Genomic DNA, 23,050 nt, shown 5'->3' with positions numbered 1-23,050 from the left:
TGCAGCCATTCAGAAAAACATACTAGAAAGGCTGGCTTTAAAGTCACTAGCTTAGCATATTAATTTGCCTTATATACCTTTAAATAATCTAACAGCTGATTGCTTCAGCGTTTTTGATTGCTTTGGGTAACGCAAATTGATATCAACACTATAATATGATCAATTAAACCGTTGAGTTTTGATCTTAATCCTATCAACTAAGTATTGTTTGTAGCATATCCAATAAAGAAAGTCTTCCCTGTATCGCTTCAGCCAAATAAAGTTGATATAACATTCATTGTATCTATGGAACAATGTAGCCTTTAAACCGATTTCATTTCAAGGGGAAATATAATGGAAGCAAGAGTTAAGTGGGTTGAAGGACTTTCTTTTCTAGGGGAGTCAGCGTCTGGGCACCAAGTGATGATGGACGGTAATGCAGGTGATAAAGCCCCAAGCCCAATGGAAATGGTGCTAATGGCTGCGGGTGGTTGCAGCGCGATTGATGTCGTTTCGATTCTACAAAAGGGCCGCTATGATATTACGGATTGTGAGGTGAAATTAACCTCACAGCGTCGCGAAGAAGCCCCTCGTTATTTTGTGAAAATCCATTTACATTTTATTGTAACAGGGAATGAATTAACGGAAAAAGCGGTCGAACGAGCCGTTCAACTTTCTGCTGAAAAATATTGTTCAGTCGCATTGATGTTAGAGAAAACCGTTGAAGTCACACACAGCTTTGAAATAAAAAACTAAAAATAAATTTAATTTTTATTGGTATATTTGAATTAAAAGATGCTTACCTTAATTAATGATAAGCATCTTATTTATTAATCAAAAAATAATTTAATTGTTGTTCTTTTGATTAATTAGTTTTTCGACTATTGGCGCCATAATTAATTCCATGGCTAAACCTAGTTTTCCTCCGGGGACGACAATTGTATTCATTGCAGAAATGAAAGAGCCAGATATCATTGATAGCAAATAGGGGAAATCAATTTGTTCTAGCCCACGAAAACGGATCACAATAAAGCTTTCATCTTGTGATGGAATAGCTTTAGCCGAAAATGGGTTAGAAGTGTCTACCGTTGGAACGCGTTGAAAATTGATGTGAGTGCGAGAAAATTGTGGCGTGATGTAATTAATATAGTCGCCCATAGAACGCACGACAGAGTCCATAACAGCTTCACGGGAGTGCCCTCGCTCTGTCGTATCACGGATTAATTTTTGGATCCATTCTAGGTTGACTATAGGGACAACACCAACAAGTAAATCAACATGTTGTGCGACATTATGTTCCGGTGTGACAACACCACCATGCAGCCCCTCATAAAACAAAATATCCGTTTTGTCTGGCAGTGGTTCCCAAGGGGTAAATGTCCCAGGTTGCAAGCCATAAGGTACCGCTTCATCGTAAGTATGTAGATATTTACGGGATTGTCCGCAACCCGTTTTTGCATAGTCAACTAAGGTTTGTTCAAGCAAAGCAAAATCATTCGCTTCGGGGCCAAAGTAACTGATGTGCCGGCCTTGTTCTCTGGCTTTACGGATAGCCATATCCATTTCAGGGCGTGTATAGCGGTGAAAACTATCCCCTTCTAATGTTGCAGGCTGGATATTTAATTGGTGAAAAACTTTACGAAATGCTTGGCTAGTTGACGTTGTGCCAGCCCCGCTCGAACCGGTGATAGCAATGATTGGGTGCTTTTTAGACATCGTGGACTCCCTGTGCTGCGCTTATAAGCACTATTTTAATCAATAGTGCATGAAGCGGATTAACGGGTGTTAGGGTTGTGAGCCTTATTTGATGGTTTTACGACATGATTATGCTGGAAAACACGCAACTTAATTTATGACAGAAGATGACGTAAAAATGAACCATGGAATAAAAACATCATACAGAAAAACTTCCCTTAGGCATGAAATTAACCGATTCATGCAATTCAGACCAGACTAGCACAATTTCGCCAGAAACTAACTGTCGTTTCACATCGTTAACCTTATCTTGTAGGCTTTTTTCTTGGGAGCCGTAGTCGGTTCCCTCACGCAATACGTAGCTCTCAATCAGGTTTTCCAATGTTTCAGGCTCAAGTTCTTGCCAAGGAATAATCACACTATTTCCTTATCTAAATAAGGGGTTAGCCATTGAGGAATACGGGTTTCTAACCACATTTGTGGTTTTCTTAATGTACCGCTCACAAAGCCGACGTGCCCGCCATGTTCTGTCATTTGGTATTCCACATTGTGGGGTAAAAATGATAAATCAGGAACAACTTCAGGCGCCATAAATGGGTCATCTTTGGCGTGAATAATTAGCGTTGGTTTAGTGATATAAGCTAATTTGGGTAATGCACTGCATTTTTGATAATAATCTGTCGCATCATCAAATCCATGAATACGAGCAGTAATCACATCATCGAACTCACGGATCCGCTTAAGCTGCTTCAATTGTAAGAGGTTTAAGGGTAATGAGCCTGGATAACGGACTAATTTCCGGGTGGCATTGCGTTTCAATCCATTTAGTAAGTAACGTTGATAAAACTGAGAAATGCCCTTTTCCATGCGTAAAGAGCAGGCTTCTAACATCAAAGGTGCAGAAACAACAACACCCGCATCGATATCGGCATTTTGGCCGCTTTCAGCTAAATAGCAGGCTAACATATTGCCACCAAGAGAATAACCGACTGCAGCGGTTGGCGCATCACCGAAGGTTTGTTTTAGCCAACGGAGGAAATAGCGGGCGTCATTTGTTTCACCTGAATGATAAATTCGTTGCTGACGATTGGGTTCTCCGCTACAACCGCGAAAATGCATGATCACACCCAACCAACCGTGTTTTTGGGCAGCTTCTAGCATTCCGTGGGCATAAGGGCTTTTAAAATTACCTTCTAGACCATGGAAAATTACTAATCGTGGCTTATGCGCTGCTAGCTCGGGTTTTTCACTCCAAGCGAGATCGATAAAATCGCCATCAGGCAATTCAAGCCGCTGCCATATAGGTTTGATTTTCGGTGTTCTACGGAAAATCCTTGGCAGTAATGTTTGGAGATGTGGATTTTTAGCCCAACTTATTGGACGAAAGTTTTCTGACATAGCCTTATTTTTATTTAATGGAGACTCTTGTGAGTCACATAACATACTGTTATTTTTTTGTGATGCAAGTAAACAAATTTGAGTTTGAGGCTAAATTATAAATGACACTGGGGCTGATTTTTTCTCTTTTTACGTTTTTATTCATTGCAGCAGTCACACCCGGCCCTAACAACATGTTGCTAACGTCAAGTGCAGCAAACTACGGTTTTCGCCATACGATTACATTATGCCTTGGTATTATGTTGGGCATGCAATCCATACTTTATCTTTCTGCATTCGGTATTGCTGCACTTTTATTGCTCTATCCTGCGATTCATATCGCCTTAAAAGTCGCCGGAAGTATCTACCTGTTATGGCTAGCATGGAAAACAGCGACGGCAAATTATGCACCACTGAAGACGAATAGCGAAGTTGCGAAAAGCGTTACTTGGTATCAAGGTGGCTTATTACAGTTTTTAAACCCGAAAGCATGGATGATGGGTTTAGGGGCGGTGGGGGGATTTAGCTTACCCGGTGAGTTATTTACCCAATCTATTTTAATGATGAGTATCGCATTTGTGGTGGTTAACTTAGTGGCGGGTTTAATCTGGATGGGGTTTGGTTCATTAATCAGCCTATTTTTGCGTAGCCGCCGTGCTTGGTTTATTTTTAACTGGGTGATGGGGATTTTAACGGCTTTGTGCGTTCCCCTGATTTGGTTGGAATGATTTTCTGATAAAAGTGCAGTTTATATAACCCATAAAAAAGCAGCCAATGGGCTGCTTTTTTGTTTAATCGAATTATTAGTCTAAATCGACGTTCTTAGTTCCGAAAAAATAAGTAAAAATAAAACCGAATAAGTAGGATGTGAATAACCCGCCCACATAAACTAACATTCCAGGGAACACTCCATCAGCTGACGTCATCATTGGGATAGCGACTAAGCCAGAAGGGCCAAAGACGGTATTTAAACCAACCGGTAAACCCATCCAAGCCACTAATCCAACAAAGAAACCGCCTGCAGCACCACCTAAACATGCGGTGACAAATGGCTTCATCCGCGGAAGGGTGACACCGTAAATAAGTGGTTCACCGACACCTAAGAAACCTGGAATGATAGCCCCGCGAATCTGATTACGTAACACTGAATCTTTTGCGGCTTTAACATACAACGCCATTGCTGCACCAACTTGACCACCACCTGCCATCGCTAGGATAGGGAAGAGTGAGTTAAAACCTTGAGTTTCAACGAGTGCCATATATACCGGAACAAAGCCTTGGTGTACGCCAAACATGACTGCAATTAAGAATAGCCCAGCAAGTATGGCAGTTCCGAATGGGTTGCTGCTTAAATGAACAAACAGCCATGACATGCCAGAGAATAACCAGCTACCTATTGGCATGATAAAGATAAACACAGCAGCACCAACAATTAATAAGGTAATTGTTGAGGTTAAAATCATATCAAGGTTCGCTGGGATAATTTTGCGTACCTGTTTTTCAACCCATGCGCCAAAAATACACGCAATCAATACCCCAATAATGTTACCTCTTGGGTCGATAGCCAACCCGAAGAAGCTATTCATGTCAGAATAGAACCCTTTGGCTATTTCAGGGTTATATCCAAGAACAAATAGTGAAGCAATGATGGCACCATTTACTGCGCTACCGCCAAAGGCTTTTTGAGTGTTATAACCAATGAGAATACTTAGAAAGCTAAACAGTCCTTTGCTAAATACTGACATATATAAAATAGTATGTACGAGTAGGGTCTGCTCTTCAGGCTTTGTCGGAAGCCCTGCTGGGAAATAGGTTTGTTTAGCTAGAGTTGCAAAGCCTAATAGTAGGCCGGCAGCAATAAAGCCCGGAATTAACGGTGTAAATATCGTGGCAAATTTGGATAAAAATCGGTGAACGGCACTGGTTTGTTTCTTTTTCAGTTGCTGCTTATTTGCGGAGGCAATGTCGTTTAAATCCTGAGGCTGGGTTGTTGCCTCAAGGCTATCCTCTTCATCGTTATCCAACAATTGGTTCATCAAGTCTGCGGCAGTTTGTGCCTTACCCGGGCCAAGGATCACTTGCAGCTGTTCATCACTCTCAATGACACCAAGCACCCCTGCGATTTGTTTGAGCGCGGCTTTATCCACTAGCTGGTCATTGTTGAGTGTGAGCCGCAAACGGGTCATACAGTTACCCGCTAATTTAATATTACGGCGTCCTCCAACGTGTTGTAGGATCTGCTGTATCATTTCTATTGTTATTTTAGCCATACTATTTATCCCATTAAAATCCGCAAGTTAGGCGGATGAGGCCATATTGAGTGCCGTACGAATAAAACCGTTGTTGTCTAAGAGCAGTTGCCGTGCATCATCGGCATTCAAGCCCGATAGCACCATTAAAATGGCAGTTTTGCAGTGTCGATTACATTGTTGAAGGGCGGTTTCTGCAGTAGTTCGGTCACAGTCGGTCGCTTCCATCACAATTTTTGTTTGTCTTTCAATGAGTTTTGCGTTTGTCGCTTCAACATCAACCATTAAATTACCAAATACCTTTCCGATGCGGATCATTGCCCCAGTGGTGATCATATTGAGCACCAATTTTTGTGCAGTTCCTGCTTTCATGCGTGAAGAACCTGTGACAACTTCTGCACCGACAACGGGGGTGATAGCAATATCTGCGGCATTGGCAATTGGGCTATTTGGGTTACAGCTAATGGCAGCTGTGGTTGCACCAACAGCATTCGCGTATGCTAAAGCCCCTAATACATAAGGTGTTCGACCACTCGCTGCGATACCCACTAACACATCATTATCATTAAATTGGATATCTTTGAGGTCTTGTTCGCCCAGTTCAGGCTTATCTTCTGCATTTTCTACGGCACGGAAGATAGCCTGATGACCACCGGCGATTAAACCAACAACTTGCTCATGGGGCGTTCCATAAGTCGGCGGGCACTCACTCGCATCAAGAATCCCTAAACGGCCAGAGGTTCCTGCTCCTGAGTAAATCAGACGACCGCCTTTTAAAAAGGCTTCTGCGACTTTATCAACCAGTTGGGTAATTTCAGGGAGCACTTTTTCAACCGCTAACGGAACGAGCTTGTCCTCATCATTAATGACCTTTAGCATTTCAGCCGTTGATAGTTGGTCGATATTAGTACTGGCTGCATTACGGCTTTCAGTTACCATTTTGCTTAAGTCGATAGTCATAAAAATTGCTCCTAGATCAGTTATTGGGCTAATATTAAGGAATTATTTATTCCTTATATGTGACTAATATCACGGTGCTATCTATTCTATCTTGTGAATATACAAGAATATTTTGTGATCGATTTTACGGACTAAAGTTACGACCCTTTGAATTATAAGTATTATTTATCAGGTATCAGTGACTTGGTTGAGGAATAATTTATTATTATTTTTTTTATTTATAGGTCTGGCTATTACAACTATTATTAGAGGTCACCATGACATTATTGGACATCATTACCTACTCACTACCGCGATTAGCGGAAAACCAACGCAAAATTGCGCAATTTATCCTTGAAAATCCCGAAAATGTACTGAATTTATCGTCTCAGCAATTAGCAGAAATTTTAGATGTCAGCCAATCTGCCATCGTTAAGTTTAGTCAAAAAGTCGGGGTAAAGGGGTACCCTGCCTTGAAGCTTGCACTTAGTGAGATTATTGGTCGCCAGCAACTGAAAGAGGGAGCCCCTCATTCCGCTTTACATAACCGTATTGCACCTGATGATAACTTGATGGTTGTTGCTCAGAAATTGGCAATGGAGAAAAATCATTCAATCACAGAAACAACAAAGTTAATTGATTTCAGGCAGTTTGAACGCATTGTTGAGCGAATAGACCAATCACAGAGAGTACAGATTGTCGGTATTGGTGGGTCAGGCTTAACTGCAAAAGATTTAAGTTATAAATTACAAAAAATTGGTATCACAACGCTCGTGGAGTCAGACCATCATGTGCAAATTGCTGCGGCACTCACTCTCAATGCCCATGATGTACAAATCGTTATTTCTTTTACAGGGAAGCGTAAAGACATGCTAACAGCAGCGAATATTGCACGTAAGCAAGGGGCATGTGTCATCGCGATTACGCGTGACTGTGATTCACCACTGGGGCAAATTGCTGATTATGTTCTTGAAAGTATCGCGGAGGAAGATGAATGGCGTAGTTCGTCGATTTCATCAAGAACTGCACAAAATACGCTTACTGACCTGATTTTTATGGCGTTATTGCAACGGCGAGAAGCGAAAGCAAAGTCGTTAGTGATGAATGCAAGAGTAGTTATTAATAAATTAGATGAATGATTGATGGCTTGAATCCTCATCGATAACTTTGCAATCAAACCTTATTTGCGTTAAGACTAATATCATAAGTATTTTGATTTTAAAAAGTTAAAAGGGAGTTATTAATGAGAGCACTCATAGTTTATACGGAATTAACCGATGACGACTCCGTGATTAGCCATGCTGTAGCAAGACTCGCTAGTGAACTTAAAGATGAGCACGTAGAAACCGTGATCATTCGTAATTTTGAAGATGGGATGGCATACATTCGATCAAATACCAGTATTGATTGCTTGTTATATGGCCGAGATATGTCAGACAAGCAAGAACAAACCCAGGCACATCAATTAATTACCCAACTTCACCGCAGACAAGAAGATGTTCCTGTTTTTTTATTAAGTGATCGTGAAGAAGCTTTGACGGCATTTGACCGTAAAATGATGGAGCAAGTTGATGAATTTGCTTGGATTTTAGAGGACTCCGCTGATTTTATCGCAGGTCGTGTCCTCGCCGCGATTATCCGCTACCGCGCTAATTTATTGCCCCCTTTGATGAAAAGCTTGATTAAATACAGTGATGTACATGAATATTCATGGGCAGCACCGGGTCATCAGGGCGGTGTTGGGTTCACCAAAACCCCCGCGGGTCGCATATATCATGATTTCTTTGGAGAAAACTTGTTTCGTACCGATATTGGTATCGAGCGAGTTGCCGTGGGGTCACTGTTAGACCATACCGGCGCATTTGGTGAATGTGAAAGAAATGCCGCCCGTATTTTTGGTGCTGACCAATCTTATTCAGTGGTCGTGGGAACATCAGGTTCGAACCGAACTATTATGCAAGCTTGTATGACAGATGATGACGTTGTTGTCATTGACCGTAACTGCCACAAATCTATTGAGCAAGGTTTGATTTTAACCGGAGCAAAACCGGTTTATATGACGCCAAGCCGAAATCGTTATGGCATTATTGGCCCGATTTACCCTCAAGAAATGACACCAGAAGCGATTACTGAAAAAATCGCTAAAAACCCATTAACTTCGGATAAAATAGGCAAACGCCCTGTATATAGTGTGGTAACCAACTGTACTTACGATGGCGTGTGCTATCACGCACGTAAAGTTCAAGATTTGCTAGATGAATCATTGGATAGGATTCATTTTGATGAGGCATGGTACGGCTACGCGCGCTTTAACCCTATCTATCGTGACCACTTTGCGATGCGTGATGACCCTAGAAAAGACGATGAGCCGACCGTTTTCGCGACTCACTCTACGCATAAATTATTGAATGCACTTTCACAAGCTTCATTTATCCACGTTCGAAATGGCCGTAATGCGATTGATTTTAATCGTTTTAACCAAGCTTATCATATGCATGCGACCACTTCGCCGCTATATGCAATTTGTGCCTCGAATGATATTGCCGCAGACATGATGGACGGCAACAGCGGGCGTTCACTCACTGATGAAGTTATCCGTGAAGCCATCGACTTCCGCCAATCACTGGGTTACCTATACAAAGAATTTATCAATGATGATGAGTGGTTTTTCAAACCATGGAATCAAGAAATGGTGAAAGACCCAGCAACAGGTAAACGCTATGCATTTGAAGATGCCCCTGTTGAACTGTTGATGAAAGAGCAAAGCTGCTGGGTGATGAATCCTGAAGATAAATGGCATGGTTTTAAAGATATCCCTGAAAATTGGGCGATGCTTGACCCAATTAAGGTAAGTATCTTGTCGCCGGGGATGGGGGATGACGGTAAATTACTGGATAGCGGAGTTCCTGCTGCTTTAGTCACAGCTTGGTTAAATCATTATGGTATTGTGCCAACCCGTACGACCGATTTCCAAATTATGTTCTTGTTTTCGATGGGAATTACGAAAGGAAAATGGGGGACATTGGTCAATGCGCTGCTGTCGTTTAAGCGCCACTATGACAATAATACGGCACTGAAAAAGGTATTGCCTGAAGTTGTTGAAGCGGCTCCTGAGATCTATAGTGAGATGGGGCTACGTGATTTAGGGAATAAAATGTTTGTGTATCTACAAAAAAATAACCCTGGAGGTCAACTAAATCAGGCTTATGAGCAACTCCCTACCGTGATGATGAGCCCACGCGATGCCTATCAAGAAATTGTTGCTAACCGTGTTGAGTCGGTTCCTTTAGATAAACTCGCCGGGCGTATTGCTGCTAACTCGATTATTCCCTATCCACCGGGTATCCCAATGTTGTTATCGGGGGAAAGCTTTGGCGATAAAAATAGCCCACATATCGGCTATTTACATAGTCTTCAAGCATGGGATAGCGAATTCCCTGGTTTTGAACACGAAACCGAAGGTACTGAAATTATTGATGGCCAGTATTATGTGATGTGTGTGAAAAACTAAAATGCACAAAGATTGAGTTCCCCCGAGTCAATCGGGGGATCACTTAACAGATTAGGCAGTCACTTTTTGTTTTTTATTCATAAAATCTTTGTAATACATCACGTTATTAATTTCATCTTGCAAACGAGGGTCATTATTAACTTCCCAAATATCAACGGACTGTTGAAGATTCAACCAATAATCTTTACTGGTGTTAAACGCTTTTGCCAGTTTGAATGCCAAATCGATTGATAATTTACGGTTATTATTAACAAGGGCACTAATCGTGTTTCTATGGACGCCTAATAACTCGGATAACTCATTGATCTTTAGCCCTGTTGGCTCTAGATATTCATAAAGCAACACATCGCCGACACTGGCTGGCTTTCTCGTCGCTTGCATGGTTTTCTCCTTTCTATTTTTAATATCTTAAACTTAGAAAACTACTGTTAACTTTCTAAGGTTTAGATATCTTTATGTGGATCTAGGTATAAATTTTTAATCCCATTTTCCCAGATAAAAATTAAACGGTATTGGCTATTTACTCTTATGGAATAACAATGGGCCAACGGTGGATTCAGTTTCTTTAACCTGTTCCCCGGCGGGCTTCTTATGTCATTTAACATCACAGCCGCATTTAACATATCTAGTTTTCGGGCAAGTGTTGAGCTGATATCTTAAGGAATGGCTTTGTAAGCCGTGCCATATTTATAAAATAGCGCTAAATAGCTGTCTCTAAATTGCAATCTACAGTCATCATCATTTTGATTCATTTTCCCTCCCTGAAAATGTGAATAGTATAAATGACGGTGTACGCACGATAGCATAGCAAACAGATGTGCACAATAGCACTGTGCTCGAGTGCGTGTTGCTAATAATAGATAAAGAGATATCGGTAGGGATTATGAATGCAATATTCTAAAGGATAAAAAAATAGCGCCTGTCTTATGATGAAGTTTCAAGCGCTATATTATAGGGTTATTTATTTTATGAATGTCTAGATTGCGTCAAACTCACTGGTCATGGTTTCTAACTGCTCTTGCAATTCCATCCACTCCATTTCCACATCTTCAAGCGCTGCTTTGTGTTCAGTTTGTTTTTTCAAACATTCCGTCAATTCGGCTTTTTTATCTTGTTCATAGATGGCTGCATCAGAAAGTTTTGCTTCAAGCTCATTCAGGGCATGAGAGTGCTTATCCATCTGCTTTTCTAGTTCCGTAATTTTTTTACGGATAGGCTGAGTTAACTGACGAAATTCAGCTTCACGACGCTTTTGATCTTTTCTATCTTGTGCCGTCACCGTTGCAGCAGCGGCTGGCTTATCTTTCTCTTGTTGATCACGCGCTTGCTGTAATTCGAGCTTATTTTGCTCAGCTAGCCATTGTTGGTAATCTTCTAAATCACCATCAAACTGCTCTACAGAACCGCCGTGGACTAAATACAGTTCATCGGTCGTGGTACGCAATAAATGCCTATCATGGGAAACGACAACTAAAGCGCCTTCGAAGGCCATTAAGGCTTCAGTAAGCGCTTGGCGCATATCTAAGTCCAAGTGGTTGGTTGGCTCATCGAGCAGCAGTAAATTAGGGCGTTGCCAGACGATTAAAGCGAGAACTAAGCGCGCTTTTTCCCCACCAGAAAAACGGCCGCTTGGGTCAGTAACTTGGTCACCTTTAAAACCGAAACCACCTAAATAGTCACGTAATTGTTGCTCAGTTTGCTCAGGGGCAAGGCGAGCAAGATGCTGCAAAGGGGATTCTTCAGGGTGCAAATATTCTAATTGGTGCTGGGCGAAATAACCAAGTTTAATCCCTTTTGCGAGGGAAATTTCTCCCTGTAATGGTGGTAAGTCGCCAGCTAACATTTTGATTAAAGTGGATTTACCTGCACCGTTACGCCCGAGTAGCCCAATGCGTGACCCCGGGACTAAGTTCAGCTTGATGGATTGTAATATGACCTTTTCACCGTAGCCTGCGCTGACTTTTTCCATTTTTAATAATGGATTCGGTAAGCTTTCTGGTTTGCGGAATGAAAAATGGAATGGGTTATCCACATGAGCCGGTGCGACCATTTCCATTTTTTCAAGCATCTTAATGCGGCTTTGTGCTTGTTTGGCTTTGGTGGCTTGTACTCTAAAGCGGTCAATATAGCTTTGTAAATGTGCTGCTTTGGCTTGTTGGCTCTCATACAACGCTTGCTGCTGGGCGAGTTTTGTCGCACGTTGGCGCTCAAAAGAAGAATAGTTACCCGTATATTCGAACATGGTTTCTTGTTCGATATGCAGCACTTTATCAATAATCGGGTCGAGGAAATCCCTATCATGGGAAATCAAAATCAGGGTGCCTTGGTAGCTTTTTAACCACTTTTCTAACCAAATGACCGCGTCTAAATCAAGGTGGTTGGTTGGCTCATCGAGTAACAACAGGTCAGAACGGCAAAGTAGTGCCTGCGCGAGGTTCAAACGCATCCGCCATCCACCCGAAAATGATTTTACTGGGGAATCTAGCTGTGCTTGGCTGAAACCTAAGCCATGTAGCAAACTGGAGGCGCGAGAACGAATGGTCCATGCATCAATGGCATCAAGTTGCCCATGTACTACTGCGATGGCATGGCCATCATTTTTTTCATTAGCTTGCTGAAGTTTTTGTTCTAAGGCTCGGAACTCGCGATCACCGTCAATCACATATTCAAGAGCGGGGACATCAAGGGCAGGGGTTTCTTGGTTCACCCATGCCATAGACCAATTGCTTGGAAAGGTTGCAGAACCTGCTTCAGCTTGTAATTCGCCTTTTAATAATGCAAGAAGTGTCGATTTACCGCAGCCGTTTTTACCCACTAAACCAACTTTTTGGCCGGGGTTAATAGTCGCAGTGGCATTGTCCAGTAGGACACGAACACCTCGGCGAATTTGGAGTGAAGAGAAAACAATCATAGCAACCGTCTATTAAAAATATGTTAAATTACCAACGTATATACTCTAAATAATTCACGGTGCTGTTAGGCGACAAGCAAATGAGTCGCTAGGAGCCTACTTAAGTAGGTGACTAGTGCGAATGCGCGTAGTCAACAACACAGCAACGTGAAGTATGACGAGTATAGCAGGCTGCATGGTAACGGAAAATGTTCCGTCTGACACGCCTTTGAGGAGGGAAAGATGTCAAATACACCGAAAGTGCTGGTGGTCTACGCTCACCCGGACCCCGATGAATCGATGGCTAATAAGGCGTTATTGGGGGCAGTGCGTGATTTTGACCATGTGACTGTGCACGATTTATACGCAATTTATCCAGATTATTTTATTGATGTTACTGCGGAACAAAAATTATTGTGCCAGCACGATATCATTGTTTTTCAGCACCCTCTCTATACTTATAGTTGCCCTGCTTTATTAAAAGAGTGGTTTGACCGCGTGTTAACTCGCCGTTTTGCAACCGAAGCAGGGTACCAAAAATTAAAAGGCAAATATTGGCGCTCAGTGATCACGACGGGGGAGCCTATCCACGCTTATCAACATGATGGGTATAATCATTACCCACTTACAGAAATACTTCGCCCATTTGAATTGACCGCATTAATGTGTGATATGCAATGGTTAGAACCAACCATCATTTATGCAGCACGTCGGCAGTCGAAAGAACGCTTTGAACAGCTTATTGATGACTACCGCCAATGGATGCAGCAACCGCTAGGTGCGGGAGGGTTATCCTGATGTCAGAATTGGGGCTATTTGAATCCGTTATCATCTTCCTCTGCGCCGGGGTTGTCATGGTACCTATTGCACAAAAAATCCGCTTAGGTGCTGTGCTCGGGTATTTGCTTGCTGGGATCATGATTGGGCCATTTGTTTTCGGTTTTATTCGTAATGTTGATGATATTTTACACTTCTCCGAAATGGGGGTGGTGTTCCTAATGTTTCTCATTGGGTTAGAGCTGAAACCTTCTAAATTATGGGAACTTAGGCGCTCGATTTTCGGTGTGGGTACGCTTCAAGTGGTTGTGACTGCGGCTATCATGGCATCTCTGTTATTTTTAGCCCAATTCTCTTGGCAAGCCGCCATTGTCGGTGGGTTAGGAATGGCAATGTCATCAACGGCAATGGCACTTCAGTTGATGAATGAAAAAGGGATGTCCAACAAAGAAAGCGGGCAACTCGGTTTCTCTGTTTTGTTATTTCAAGATATGGCCGTTATCCCGATTATGGCGCTGATCCCACTGTTAGCCGGGGATTCCGCAACCAGTGATTGGCAAAAGATTGGCTTGAAGATAGTCGCGTTCGCAGGCTTATGGGTCGTTGGCCGCTATTTATTGCGCCCGATGTTCAGGCTTGCTGCTAAATCTGGTGTTCATGAAATTTTTACGGCTGCAGCCTTATTGGTGGTATTAGGTTCTGCACTCATTATGGAAAGCCTTGGGTTTTCTATGGCTTTGGGAACCTTTATGGCAGGGGTCATGTTAGCAGAAACAGAATTCCGTCATGAATTGGAAATTAATATCGAACCATTTAAAGGTCTGCTGCTAGGGCTATTTTTTATCTCAGTCGGTATGTCGTTAAATTTAGATATATTGTGGGCTTACTTACCACAGGTATTGATTGCTGTTGCCGCATTAGTCGCTGTCAAAGCGTTAGTGCTTTACGGCCTGAGTTTAGCAGCTAGGCTTAGAAATGGTGCGAGAGCGCAATTTTCTGGTGTACTTAGCCAAGGTGGCGAATTTGCATTTGTAATCTATGCGACTGCCTTTGGTGCAAGTGTAATTAATGAACGGCAAATGGATTTATTGCTGGTGGTTGTCACGCTTTCGATGATGACCACTCCACTTGTGATGCAGCTGATAGATGCCTATTTGAACTACCGTTATAATCAACAGCCGGCCTCGAGTGAAAAACCGTTTGTAGAGGATAATGACCCGCATGTTATTTTGGTCGGTTTTGGCCGCATGGGGCAGGTGGTTGGCCGCTTATTAATGGCTAATAAAGTTAAAATTACAGTATTAGAACAAGATGTTACGGCGATTAGTACCATGCGCCGCTATGGTTATACAGTATATTACGGCGATGCACGTGAACTGCAATTATTGCGCTCAGCAGGCGCTGATAAAGCCAAATCTATCGTCATTACCAGTGATGTCCCTGAAGAAGTGATGGAAATTGTGCAAATTTGCCAAGAAAACTTCCCTAACTTGCATATTATTGCACGTGCTAAAGGTCGTCTTGAGGCTCATGAACTATTGCAATGTGGCGTGACTGACTTTAGCCGTGAAACATTCTCGAGTGCGCTTGAACTTGGTAGCAAGGCTTTAGTCAGTACGGGGATGCACCCTCATAAAGCTTATCGTGCCAAGCAGCATTTCCGCCGTTTAGACATGAAAATGCTCAGGGATATCTACCCTGAAAATGAAAATAGTGATAGCGGGCAAATTTCACGCATTAAAGAGGCACGTCGTGAACTTAATGAACTCTTTGAGAAAGAAATGCAAAGAGAGCATCGCCAGCCCCATAGTTGGAATAATGAACAGTAAGGGTTAGAAATGGCTTCAATACGTAAACGCTTTATTGCCGGGGCGACTTGCCCTAAGTGTAAGTCACAGGACACATTAATGATGTGGCGTGAAGATAAAATTGATGTCGTCGAGTGTGTCAATTGCGGCGATCAACAACGCCAAGCAGGGGATGAAGCAACTGGCCATGTCAGGCAAAAAGAGCAGGTTATTGGAATTTTTACACCTGAATAATAGAAATTTGTCAATTCTCAATACATCATCTTAGTTTTTCGGTACAATTGGCAAAAATTTTCCCCTTACGGGTAGTAGGAGATGTCATGAAAGTAGCAAAAGACTTGGTGGTCAGCTTGGCTTATCAAGTAAGAACAGAAGACGGTGTTTTAGTTGATGAATCACCAGCAAGCGCACCAATGGACTATTTGCATGGTCGTGGGTCTTTAATTTCAGGTTTAGAAAAAGCATTAGAAGGTCGTTCTGTGGGCGAAAACTTCGATGTTGAAGTCGCTTCAGACGATGCATATGGCCAATACGATGACAACTTAGTTCAACGTGTTCCTAAAGATGTATTTATGGGCGTTGATGAGCTAGAAGTGGGTATGCGTTTCTTAGCTGACACTGACATGGGCCCAGTTCCTGTCGAAATCACTGGTATTGAAGGTGATGAAGTTATCGTTGACGGTAACCACATGTTAGCAGGCCAAAACCTAAAATTTAATGTTGAAGTCATGGCTATCCGTGAAGCAACAGAAGAAGAAATTGCACATGGACACGTCCATGGTGCAGGCGGTCACGACCATGACCACGACCACGAAGGTGGTTGCTGTGGCGGTGGCGGTCATAGCCACGGTTCAGAAGGCGGTTGCTGTGGCGGCGGAGAAGGTCACGGACACGGCCACAAACAAGGCGGCTGCGGCTGCCACTAATACCTTGTATTAGTGTTTGTAAAAAAGGAAGCGAAAGCTTCCTTTTTTGTATTTGAAATCAAGAGTTTTATATTTGAAATCAATAGTGTGGCGGCGGTGTTTCTTCTTCAGGCCTTGCTAAGTGAGAATCTTGGGATGATTTCAGTCTTTCAGCCACAATGCGTAAATGCTCTTGAAGGCGGCTCATTTGCATTTGCTGGTCAGTAATAACCTGGTTAAGTTGTTCAATCGCCAGTTCTTGAAAGGCAACTTTACTTTCTAAAAGTTCTAAGCGTCGTTCAAATGAGTCCATATTCGACTCTCCTTAAGCGTTTATATCGTAATTAAACCATCATAATAACTGAACATTACAAATCAATAGATAAGTTTTAGTTAAAGATATAGGCGACGAAACGACTTTTTGTTAATGTGGTCTCAGTAGTTATTATATTTTTTTAATACTCAATGGGGCAACGGGATCTAAACTTAAAGAGCCCTACCCATAAAACGAATAGTTCGCTATTCGAATATAATCGAATAAAAGTTATCGGAGACTAGGATGAAATCACTGTTTAAGGCAAGCCTTTTAGCAACTACGCTAGCATTTACTTTTGCTGCTCCGCAAGTGATGGCAGCGGAAGCCAAAGCACAAAGCAGCGCATTCAAAAACGCAGAAGAGCGTAATGCGTATGCACTGGGTGCGTCTTTAGGCCGCTACATGCAGAATTCTTTAGAAGAGCAAAAAACAATTGGTATTAACTTGGACAAAGCGCAATTGCTTGCTGGTGTCCAAGATGCATTTAACGGCAAAAGCAAAATGACCGATGCAGAAGTTGAGGAAACATTGCGTCAGTTTGAAGGTCAAGTCAAAGAAGCTGCAGACAAAAAAATGAAAGATGAATCAGCAGCGAATGAGAAAAAAGGTGCTGAGTACCGTGAAAAATACGCGAAAGAAAAAGGCGTTGTAAAAACTAAATCAGGCCTGCTGTATAAAATTGAAAAAGACGGTACAGGTGCTAAACCTAAAGCAGACGAAACTGTAGTCGTTCACTACAAAGGTTCTCTGATTGATGGCACTGAATTCGATAGCTCATATTCACGTAACGAGCCACTGACTATCCCATTAAACTCAGTGATTAAAGGCTGGACTGAAGGTTTAGTGAACCTGAAAAAAGGCGGCAAAATGCAGTTAGTGATCCCTGCTGACTTAGCTTACGGCGAAAATGGTGTGCCGGGTATCCCTGCAAATTCAACATTAGTCTTTGATGTTGAATTATTAGATATCAAACCTGCTGCTAAATAAGTATTCATTAAGCATCAGCTAAGTGTATTTTGAAGCCCAACGCATTCATGCCTTGGGCTTTTTTGTATTTCTCATCAAAAAAATTCTCAAATTGTTTAAAACTTGTGATAAAACAGACTGTCTTGCATTCATTCGCTTGACGGCAACGCCGTGGAGTTTTAACTTCAGAAGACTCTATTTTATTTTTTATCATCACAATTGTTGGCTACGAACAAAGTAATGAAGGCCAAATAGTCGAATAATGAACGCCTTTTTAGTCAACAGGATGAGTTTTTTACATTAGAAGGATGATGTTGAAATGTCTGATTCTATACAATCACACGACCTCAGCGATATTAACATATTGGATAACCAACCCTTTTCTGAGACAGACCATGAGATTTTAAAATCGTATGAAGCTGCGGTGGATGGTCTGGCAATGCTAATCGGTGGGCACTGTGAAATTGTTCTTCACTCTTTAGAAGACCTAAACTGCTCTGCAGTCAGAATCGCAAATGGTCAGCACACTGGGCGTAAAATAGGCTCACCGATTACAGACCTAGCGTTGAGAATGCTGCACGATATGGCAGACGAAGAATCGAATGTCTCGAAAGCTTATTTTACGAAAGCGAAAAGCGGTGATTTAATGAAATCCGTGACTATTGCTATTCGTAACCGTAAGCAACGTGTGATTGGCTTACTATGTATCAATATGAACTTAGATGTGCCGTTCTCTGAAATTATTCAATCGTTTGTTCCAGAAACTAAACAAGAAGTCACTTCAGATGTGAACTTTGCCTCTTCAGTTGATGACCTTGTCGCGCAAACATTGGAATATACGATTGAAGAAGTCGGTGGTGACCGTAATGTCTCGAATAACGCAAAAAATAAGCAAGTAGTTCTTAACCTATACGAAAAAGGTATTTTTGATATTAAAGACGCCATCAACCAAGTTGCTGACCGCCTGAACATCTCTAAACACACGGTTTACTTATACATTCGTCAATTCAAGAGCGGTGAATGAGTAATACAAATTCGCTAACCTACTGCTTAGTTGTGACAGGTCCCGCTTACGGTACACAACAAGCAGCGAGTGCGTATCAATTTGCAAAAGCCCTTCTTGAAGAAGGGCATATATTGAAAACACTATTTTTTTATCGTGAAGGTGTTTTCAATGCGAATCAGCTTACTTCACCGGCAACAGATGAATTCAATTTAGTTTCAGCTTGGCAGGAATTGGCAAAACAATCTGGATGTGAAATGCATATCTGTGTTTCCGCAGCTTTGCGCCGAGGGGTTGTTGACCAAGAACAAGCGCAAAGTTTATCACTTCCAACAGCCAACCTTGCTGAGGGCTTTATAATGAGTGGGTTAGGAAGCCTTGCGGAAGCGATGATAACCACAGACCGGACAATTCAATTCTAGGAACAGCTCAATACAAGGTATCGTGTGAAAAAAATAGCGTTTGTCTTTACAACCATGCCCCATGGAAATGCCAGTGGTCGAGAAGGGCTAGATGCATTATTAGCAACTTCAGCACTGACAGAAGACATTCAGGTGTTTTTTCTCTCTGATGGCGTCTATCAGCTTCTAGCAAACCAACACCCTGCCGAAGTGCTTGCTCGGGATTACATCGCAACATTTAAAATATTGCCATTATATGACATTGAAAAAATTTATCTCTGCGGCTCTTCATTACAAGAACGAGGGTTAGGGGAAAATACCAAATGGGTCGTGACGCCAACAATTCTCAACAAGAAAGAGATCAGAGCGAGAATAGCTGAATGTGATGTGGTGCTTAATTTTTGATCGATTGTGCGAATTTTGAGCTTGGGTTAAGTTTTGATCTATAGTAGGATCTTTTCTATGCTGTATACATTAGCAACATCTCCATTTAAATGTGATTTTTCTGCGATGCTAGGCTTTATTACGGCGGAAGACGTAGTTTTACTGATGCAAGATGGCGTGGTTGCGGCAGTCGCACAGTCACCTTTTCTTATTGCATTACAAAAAACAGGTGCGCAGTTGTACGCTTTGGATGCCGACATCAATGCTCGCGGGTTGCAAAATACCCTCTCAACCGCAGTTTCTGTAATCACATATCAAGGTTTTGTGAAGCTAACAGAAGTCCAAAAACAACATTTTGCCATATAAAGGCACTAAAAGTTGTATATTTCTTGACACCTGAGCCAGTCAGCAATAAAATTTCGCGTCCTCGTGTATCGTCATGTTGGCGAACGAGGTCAAAATCCGTGTTTACGAAGCAATAAAACCAGGAGCTTTTTTAATAATGGCAACTATTAATCAGCTGGTACGCAAATCTCGTAGCTCGAAAGTTGTTAAAAGCAACGTTCCAGCACTGGAAGCTTGCCCGCAAAAACGTGGCGTATGTACTCGTGTATATACTACCACTCCTAAGAAACCAAACTCAGCATTACGTAAAGTATGCCGTGTTCGTTTAACTAATGGTTTCGAAGTTTCTTCCTACATCGGTGGTGAAGGCCACAACTTGCAGGAGCACTCCGTTATCCTTATCCGTGGTGGTCGTGTTAAAGACTTACCAGGTGTGCGTTATCACACCGTTCGCGGCGCACTGGACTGTTCTGGTGTTAAAGACCGTAAGCAAGCTCGTTCTAAATACGGCGCGAAAAAACCTAAGGCTTAATGGATTTCCGTTAAGTAAGGCCAAACATTTTAATCTTAATGTCAAAATACTCTCGTAGAGTTTTGGACAAACCTGAATTAACAACGGAGTCATATCCATGCCACGTCGTCGCGTAATAGGTCAACGTAAAATTCTTCCAGATCCTAAGTTCGGATCAGAATTACTGGCCAAGTTTGTAAATATCCTGATGGTAGACGGGAAAAAATCTACTGCTGAAGCAATCGTATATAACGCACTTGAAACCCTTGCTCAGCGTTCTGGTAAAACTGAACTTGATGCATTCGAATTAGCACTAGATAACGTGCGTCCGACTGTGGAAGTTAAATCACGCCGTGTTGGTGGTTCAACTTACCAAGTTCCAGTTGAAGTTCGCCCGGTTCGTCGTAATGCCCTGGCAATGCGTTGGATCGTTGATGCTGCTCGTAAACGCGGTGATAAATCTATGGCGCTTCGCCTGGCAAATGAATTATCAGACGCTGCTGAGAACAAAGGTTCCGCTGTTAAGAAACGTGAAGACGTTCACCGTATGGCAGAAGCTAACAAGGCGTTCGCACACTACCGTTGGTAATTTCTTACCCGCATTAGTGATGTATCTCAGGGTAGCCATTTGCTACCCTTTATATGAAGCATTGAACGCCCACGAGAGAGGAAAAAATGGCCCGTCAAACGCCCATAGCACGTTATCGTAATATCGGTATCAGTGCACACATCGACGCCGGTAAAACCACAACTTCTGAACGTATTCTGTTCTATACTGGTGTAAACCATAAAATTGGTGAAACTCACGAAGGTTCTGCAACAATGGACTGGATGGAGCAGGAGCAAGAGCGTGGTATTACTATCACATCTGCAGCGACTACTGCATTCTGGTCTGGTATGGCAAAACAGTATGAGCCACACCGTATCAACATCATCGACACCCCGGGACACGTTGACTTCACCATCGAAGTAGAACGTTCTATGCGTGTTCTTGATGGCGCAGTAATGGTTTACTGTGCGGTTGGTGGTGTTCAGCCACAGTCTGAAACTGTATGGCGTCAGGCTAACAAATATAAAGTTCCACGTATCGCGTTCGTTAATAAAATGGACCGTATGGGTGCGAACTTCTTACGTGTTGTTGAGCAATTAAAATCACGTTTAGCTGCTAACGCAGTTCCACTGCAATTACCAGTCGGCGCAGAAGAGTCATTCACTGGTGTTGTTGACTTGCTGAAAATGAAAGCAATCAAGTGGAGCGACGAAGACCAGGGCGTTACCTTCGAATACGAAGATATCCCTGCGAACATGCAAGAAGCTGCTGAAGAGTGGCACAACAACCTGATCGAAACCGCAGCAGAAGCATCAGAAGAACTGATGGAAAAATATCTGGGCGGTGAAGAACTGACTGAAGCAGAAATTAAAGCTGCATTACGTCAACGTGTTCTTGCAAGCGAAATTATCCTGGTTACCTGTGGTTCTGCGTTTAAGAACAAAGGTGTTCAGGCGATGCTGGATGCAGTTGTTGATTACTTACCTGCGCCAACAGATGTACCTGCAATCAATGGTATTCTGGACGACGGTAAAGACACTCCTGCTGAGCGTCACGCAAGTGATGATGAACCATTCTCATCATTAGCATTTAAAATTGCAACCGACCCATTCGTTGGTAACTTAACGTTCTTCCGTGTTTACTCTGGTGTTGTTAATTCAGGTGACACAGTTCTGAACGCAGTGAAATCGAAGAAAGAACGTTTTGGCCGTATCGTACAGATGCACGCTAACAAACGTGAAGAGATTAAAGAAGTTCGCGCTGGTGACATCGCGGCTGCAATCGGTCTGAAAGACGTAACTACAGGTGATACTTTATGTGCGGTTGATGCACCAATCATCCTGGAGCGTATGGAATTCCCAGAGCCAGTAATCTCTGTTGCAATCGAACCAAAAACTAAAGCTGACCAAGAAAAAATGGGTATCGCATTAGGCCGTTTGGCTCAAGAAGACCCATCATTCCGCGTATCAAGTGATGAAGAGACTAATCAGACTATCATCGCTGGTATGGGTGAATTGCACTTGGACGTTCTGGTTGACCGTATGCGTCGTGAGTTTAAAGTTGAAGCGAACGTTGGTAAACCTCAAGTTGCTTACCGTGAAGCAATCACTATGAAAGTGACTGATATCGAAGGTAAACACGCGAAACAGTCTGGTGGTCGTGGTCAGTATGGTCATGTCGTTATCGATATGTTCCCACTGAACAAAAACGATAAAGACGGCGTTCAAATGGATTACGAATTTGCCAACGATATCAAAGGTGGTGTAATTCCTACTGAATACATCCCTGCGGTTGACAAAGGTATCCAAGAACAGCTGAAATCTGGTCCATTAGCTGGTTACCCGGTTGTTAACATGGGTGTTCGTTTACATTTCGGTTCTTACCATGATGTTGACTCCTCTGAATTGGCGTTTAAACTTGCGGCTTCAATCGCGTTTAAAGATGGCTTCAAAAAAGCTAAACCAGTTCTGCTTGAGCCAATCATGAAAGTTGAAGTGGAAACACCAGAAGACTACATGGGTGATGTTATTGGTGACCTGAACCGTCGTCGTGGTATGATTGAAGGTATGGATGACCTGCCTACTGGTAAAGTCGTTCGTGCACAAGTACCATTGTCAGAAATGTTCGGTTATGCTACTGACCTGCGTTCTCAGACACAAGGTCGTGCTTCATACTCTATGGAGTTCCTGAAGTACAATGAAGCACCAAACAACGTTGCACAAGCTGTAATCGAAGCTCGTAACGCTAAATAATCGATTTTTATCGGTTAACAACTTTAATTTAAGTTCCTTCTTTATCGTGAAGAGGGAACTCCATAAGGAATAGAGTCGTGTCTAAAGAAAAATTTGAACGTTCAAAACCGCACGTTAACGTTGGTACTATCGGCCACGTTGACCACGGTAAAACTACTCTGACAGCAGCTATCACTACTGTTCTGGCAAAAA

General features: G+C 42.5%; 25 protein-coding genes and 1 pseudogene. 17 read left to right on the top strand and 9 right to left on the bottom strand.

The features are described from left to right. The first annotated feature begins 333 nt into the window (after positions 1–333). Positions 334–735 (top strand): OsmC family protein, encoded by a 402-nt coding sequence (locus tag PSF09_RS14915; protein WP_004262554.1) that lies wholly within the window; start codon positions 334–336, stop codon positions 733–735. A 90-nt stretch (positions 736–825) separates the two neighbouring features. Here the strand turns inward: PSF09_RS14915 and PSF09_RS14910 are convergent, their stop codons facing one another. The 3 genes from PSF09_RS14910 to PSF09_RS14900 all read right to left on the bottom strand — a co-directional run bounded on the left by PSF09_RS14910 (position 826) and on the right by PSF09_RS14900 (position 3,072). Continuing rightward, positions 826–1,695 (bottom strand): phosphoribulokinase, encoded by an 870-nt coding sequence (locus tag PSF09_RS14910; protein WP_004265947.1) that lies wholly within the window; start codon positions 1,693–1,695, stop codon positions 826–828. A gap of 178 nt (positions 1,696–1,873) precedes the next feature. Further along, positions 1,874–2,092, bottom strand: coding sequence for a YheU family protein (locus PSF09_RS14905; protein WP_272666019.1), 219 nt, complete (start codon positions 2,090–2,092; stop codon positions 1,874–1,876). Beyond that, positions 2,089–3,072, bottom strand: a complete 984-nt coding sequence (locus PSF09_RS14900) for a hydrolase (RefSeq protein ID WP_272684078.1) — start codon at positions 3,070–3,072, stop codon at positions 2,089–2,091. Before PSF09_RS14900 ends, PSF09_RS14905 begins: the two co-directional genes overlap by 4 nt. Before the next feature lie 101 nt (positions 3,073–3,173). Here PSF09_RS14900 and PSF09_RS14895 point away from each other — a divergent pair, with 101 nt between their 5' ends. Then, complete coding sequence (locus PSF09_RS14895; protein ID WP_004265943.1) at positions 3,174–3,779, top strand: LysE family translocator; 606 nt, start codon at positions 3,174–3,176, stop codon at positions 3,777–3,779. Between the two features lie 75 nt (positions 3,780–3,854). Here the strand turns inward: PSF09_RS14895 and murP are convergent, their stop codons facing one another. Then, positions 3,855–5,321, bottom strand: coding sequence for a PTS N-acetylmuramic acid transporter subunit IIBC (gene murP, locus PSF09_RS14890; RefSeq protein WP_272666016.1), 1,467 nt, complete (start codon positions 5,319–5,321; stop codon positions 3,855–3,857). A 27-nt stretch (positions 5,322–5,348) separates the two neighbouring features. Further along, entirely contained in the window at positions 5,349–6,260 is a 912-nt protein-coding gene (murQ, locus tag PSF09_RS14885; protein WP_210839332.1) for an N-acetylmuramic acid 6-phosphate etherase, read from the bottom strand. 257 nt (positions 6,261–6,517) lie between these two features. Here murQ and PSF09_RS14880 point away from each other — a divergent pair, with 257 nt between their 5' ends. Continuing rightward, positions 6,518–7,378 carry a MurR/RpiR family transcriptional regulator gene (locus PSF09_RS14880; protein WP_004265935.1) on the top strand — a complete coding sequence of 287 codons (861 nt, stop codon included), beginning with the start codon at positions 6,518–6,520 and terminating at the stop codon, positions 7,376–7,378. Positions 7,379–7,482: 104 nt separating this feature from the next. Further along, positions 7,483–9,750, top strand: a complete 2,268-nt coding sequence (gene adiA / locus PSF09_RS14875) for an arginine decarboxylase (RefSeq protein WP_272666015.1) — start codon at positions 7,483–7,485, stop codon at positions 9,748–9,750. Between the two features lie 51 nt (positions 9,751–9,801). Here the strand turns inward: adiA and PSF09_RS14870 are convergent, their stop codons facing one another. The 3 genes and pseudogenes from PSF09_RS14870 to PSF09_RS14860 all read right to left on the bottom strand — a co-directional run bounded on the left by PSF09_RS14870 (position 9,802) and on the right by PSF09_RS14860 (position 12,661). Next, entirely contained in the window at positions 9,802–10,131 is a 330-nt protein-coding gene (locus tag PSF09_RS14870; protein ID WP_272666014.1) for a HigA family addiction module antitoxin, read from the bottom strand. A gap of 62 nt (positions 10,132–10,193) precedes the next feature. Continuing rightward, positions 10,194–10,502, bottom strand: a pseudogene (locus tag PSF09_RS14865) (type II toxin-antitoxin system RelE/ParE family toxin). A 224-nt stretch (positions 10,503–10,726) separates the two neighbouring features. Beyond that, positions 10,727–12,661, bottom strand: coding sequence for an ABC transporter ATP-binding protein (locus PSF09_RS14860; RefSeq protein ID WP_272666013.1), 1,935 nt, complete (start codon positions 12,659–12,661; stop codon positions 10,727–10,729). A 222-nt stretch (positions 12,662–12,883) separates the two neighbouring features. Between PSF09_RS14860 and kefG the strand changes: the two genes are divergently transcribed. From kefG to slyD, 4 genes are all read left to right on the top strand, one after another. Then, positions 12,884–13,438 (top strand): glutathione-regulated potassium-efflux system ancillary protein KefG, encoded by a 555-nt coding sequence (kefG, locus tag PSF09_RS14855; protein WP_210839337.1) that lies wholly within the window; start codon positions 12,884–12,886, stop codon positions 13,436–13,438. Then, positions 13,438–15,246, top strand: a complete 1,809-nt coding sequence (kefB, locus tag PSF09_RS14850) for a glutathione-regulated potassium-efflux system protein KefB (RefSeq protein WP_210839340.1) — start codon at positions 13,438–13,440, stop codon at positions 15,244–15,246. The genes kefG and kefB overlap by 1 nt, the downstream gene beginning before the upstream one ends. 9 nt (positions 15,247–15,255) lie before the next feature. Continuing rightward, the gene (locus tag PSF09_RS14845) at positions 15,256–15,459 is read left to right on the top strand and encodes a YheV family putative zinc ribbon protein (protein WP_115166425.1); all 204 of its coding nucleotides are present in this window, start codon (positions 15,256–15,258) and stop codon (positions 15,457–15,459) included. 86 nt (positions 15,460–15,545) lie between these two features. Further along, positions 15,546–16,151 carry a peptidylprolyl isomerase gene (gene slyD, locus PSF09_RS14840; protein WP_210839342.1) on the top strand — a complete coding sequence of 202 codons (606 nt, stop codon included), beginning with the start codon at positions 15,546–15,548 and terminating at the stop codon, positions 16,149–16,151. A 79-nt stretch (positions 16,152–16,230) separates the two neighbouring features. Here the strand turns inward: slyD and PSF09_RS14835 are convergent, their stop codons facing one another. Continuing rightward, complete coding sequence (locus PSF09_RS14835; RefSeq protein WP_272666011.1) at positions 16,231–16,443, bottom strand: SlyX family protein; 213 nt, start codon at positions 16,441–16,443, stop codon at positions 16,231–16,233. A 246-nt stretch (positions 16,444–16,689) separates the two neighbouring features. On the opposite strand from PSF09_RS14835, the gene fkpA reads away from it, so the two are divergent. The 9 genes from fkpA to PSF09_RS14790 form a co-directional block, all read left to right on the top strand. Next, complete coding sequence (fkpA, locus tag PSF09_RS14830) at positions 16,690–17,433, top strand: FKBP-type peptidyl-prolyl cis-trans isomerase (RefSeq protein WP_272666010.1); 744 nt, start codon at positions 16,690–16,692, stop codon at positions 17,431–17,433. A gap of 298 nt (positions 17,434–17,731) precedes the next feature. After that, positions 17,732–18,436 carry a helix-turn-helix transcriptional regulator gene (locus PSF09_RS14825; protein WP_004262503.1) on the top strand — a complete coding sequence of 235 codons (705 nt, stop codon included), beginning with the start codon at positions 17,732–17,734 and terminating at the stop codon, positions 18,434–18,436. After that, complete coding sequence (gene tusD, locus PSF09_RS14820) at positions 18,433–18,837, top strand: sulfurtransferase complex subunit TusD (protein WP_115166426.1); 405 nt, start codon at positions 18,433–18,435, stop codon at positions 18,835–18,837. The genes PSF09_RS14825 and tusD overlap by 4 nt, the downstream gene beginning before the upstream one ends. A gap of 24 nt (positions 18,838–18,861) precedes the next feature. After that, positions 18,862–19,221, top strand: a complete 360-nt coding sequence (gene tusC / locus PSF09_RS14815; protein WP_115166427.1) for a sulfurtransferase complex subunit TusC — start codon at positions 18,862–18,864, stop codon at positions 19,219–19,221. Between the two features lie 57 nt (positions 19,222–19,278). Further along, on the top strand, positions 19,279–19,566 hold the full coding sequence (gene tusB, locus PSF09_RS14810; RefSeq protein WP_004265906.1) for a sulfurtransferase complex subunit TusB: 288 nt from the start codon (positions 19,279–19,281) through the stop codon (positions 19,564–19,566). A gap of 136 nt (positions 19,567–19,702) precedes the next feature. Continuing rightward, a complete protein-coding gene (rpsL, locus tag PSF09_RS14805; RefSeq protein ID WP_004265905.1) occupies positions 19,703–20,077 on the top strand; it encodes a 30S ribosomal protein S12 in 375 nt (124 codons plus the stop codon). A 97-nt stretch (positions 20,078–20,174) separates the two neighbouring features. Beyond that, positions 20,175–20,645, top strand: a complete 471-nt coding sequence (gene rpsG, locus PSF09_RS14800; protein ID WP_004262486.1) for a 30S ribosomal protein S7 — start codon at positions 20,175–20,177, stop codon at positions 20,643–20,645. Between the two features lie 86 nt (positions 20,646–20,731). After that, positions 20,732–22,858: an elongation factor G gene (gene fusA, locus PSF09_RS14795; RefSeq protein WP_210840273.1), complete on the top strand. Its 2,127-nt coding sequence runs from the start codon at positions 20,732–20,734 to the stop codon at positions 22,856–22,858. A 77-nt stretch (positions 22,859–22,935) separates the two neighbouring features. Then, positions 22,936–23,050 (top strand): GTP-binding protein (locus PSF09_RS14790; protein WP_232519089.1); only part of this gene is annotated, 115 nt, incomplete at its 3' end.

This window comes from Providencia sp. PROV141, assembly GCF_028481645.1.
In the GTDB taxonomy this organism is placed as follows: Bacteria; Pseudomonadota; Gammaproteobacteria; order Enterobacterales; family Enterobacteriaceae; genus Providencia; species Providencia rettgeri.
This window is presented reverse-complemented; position numbering and strand designations above follow the sequence as displayed.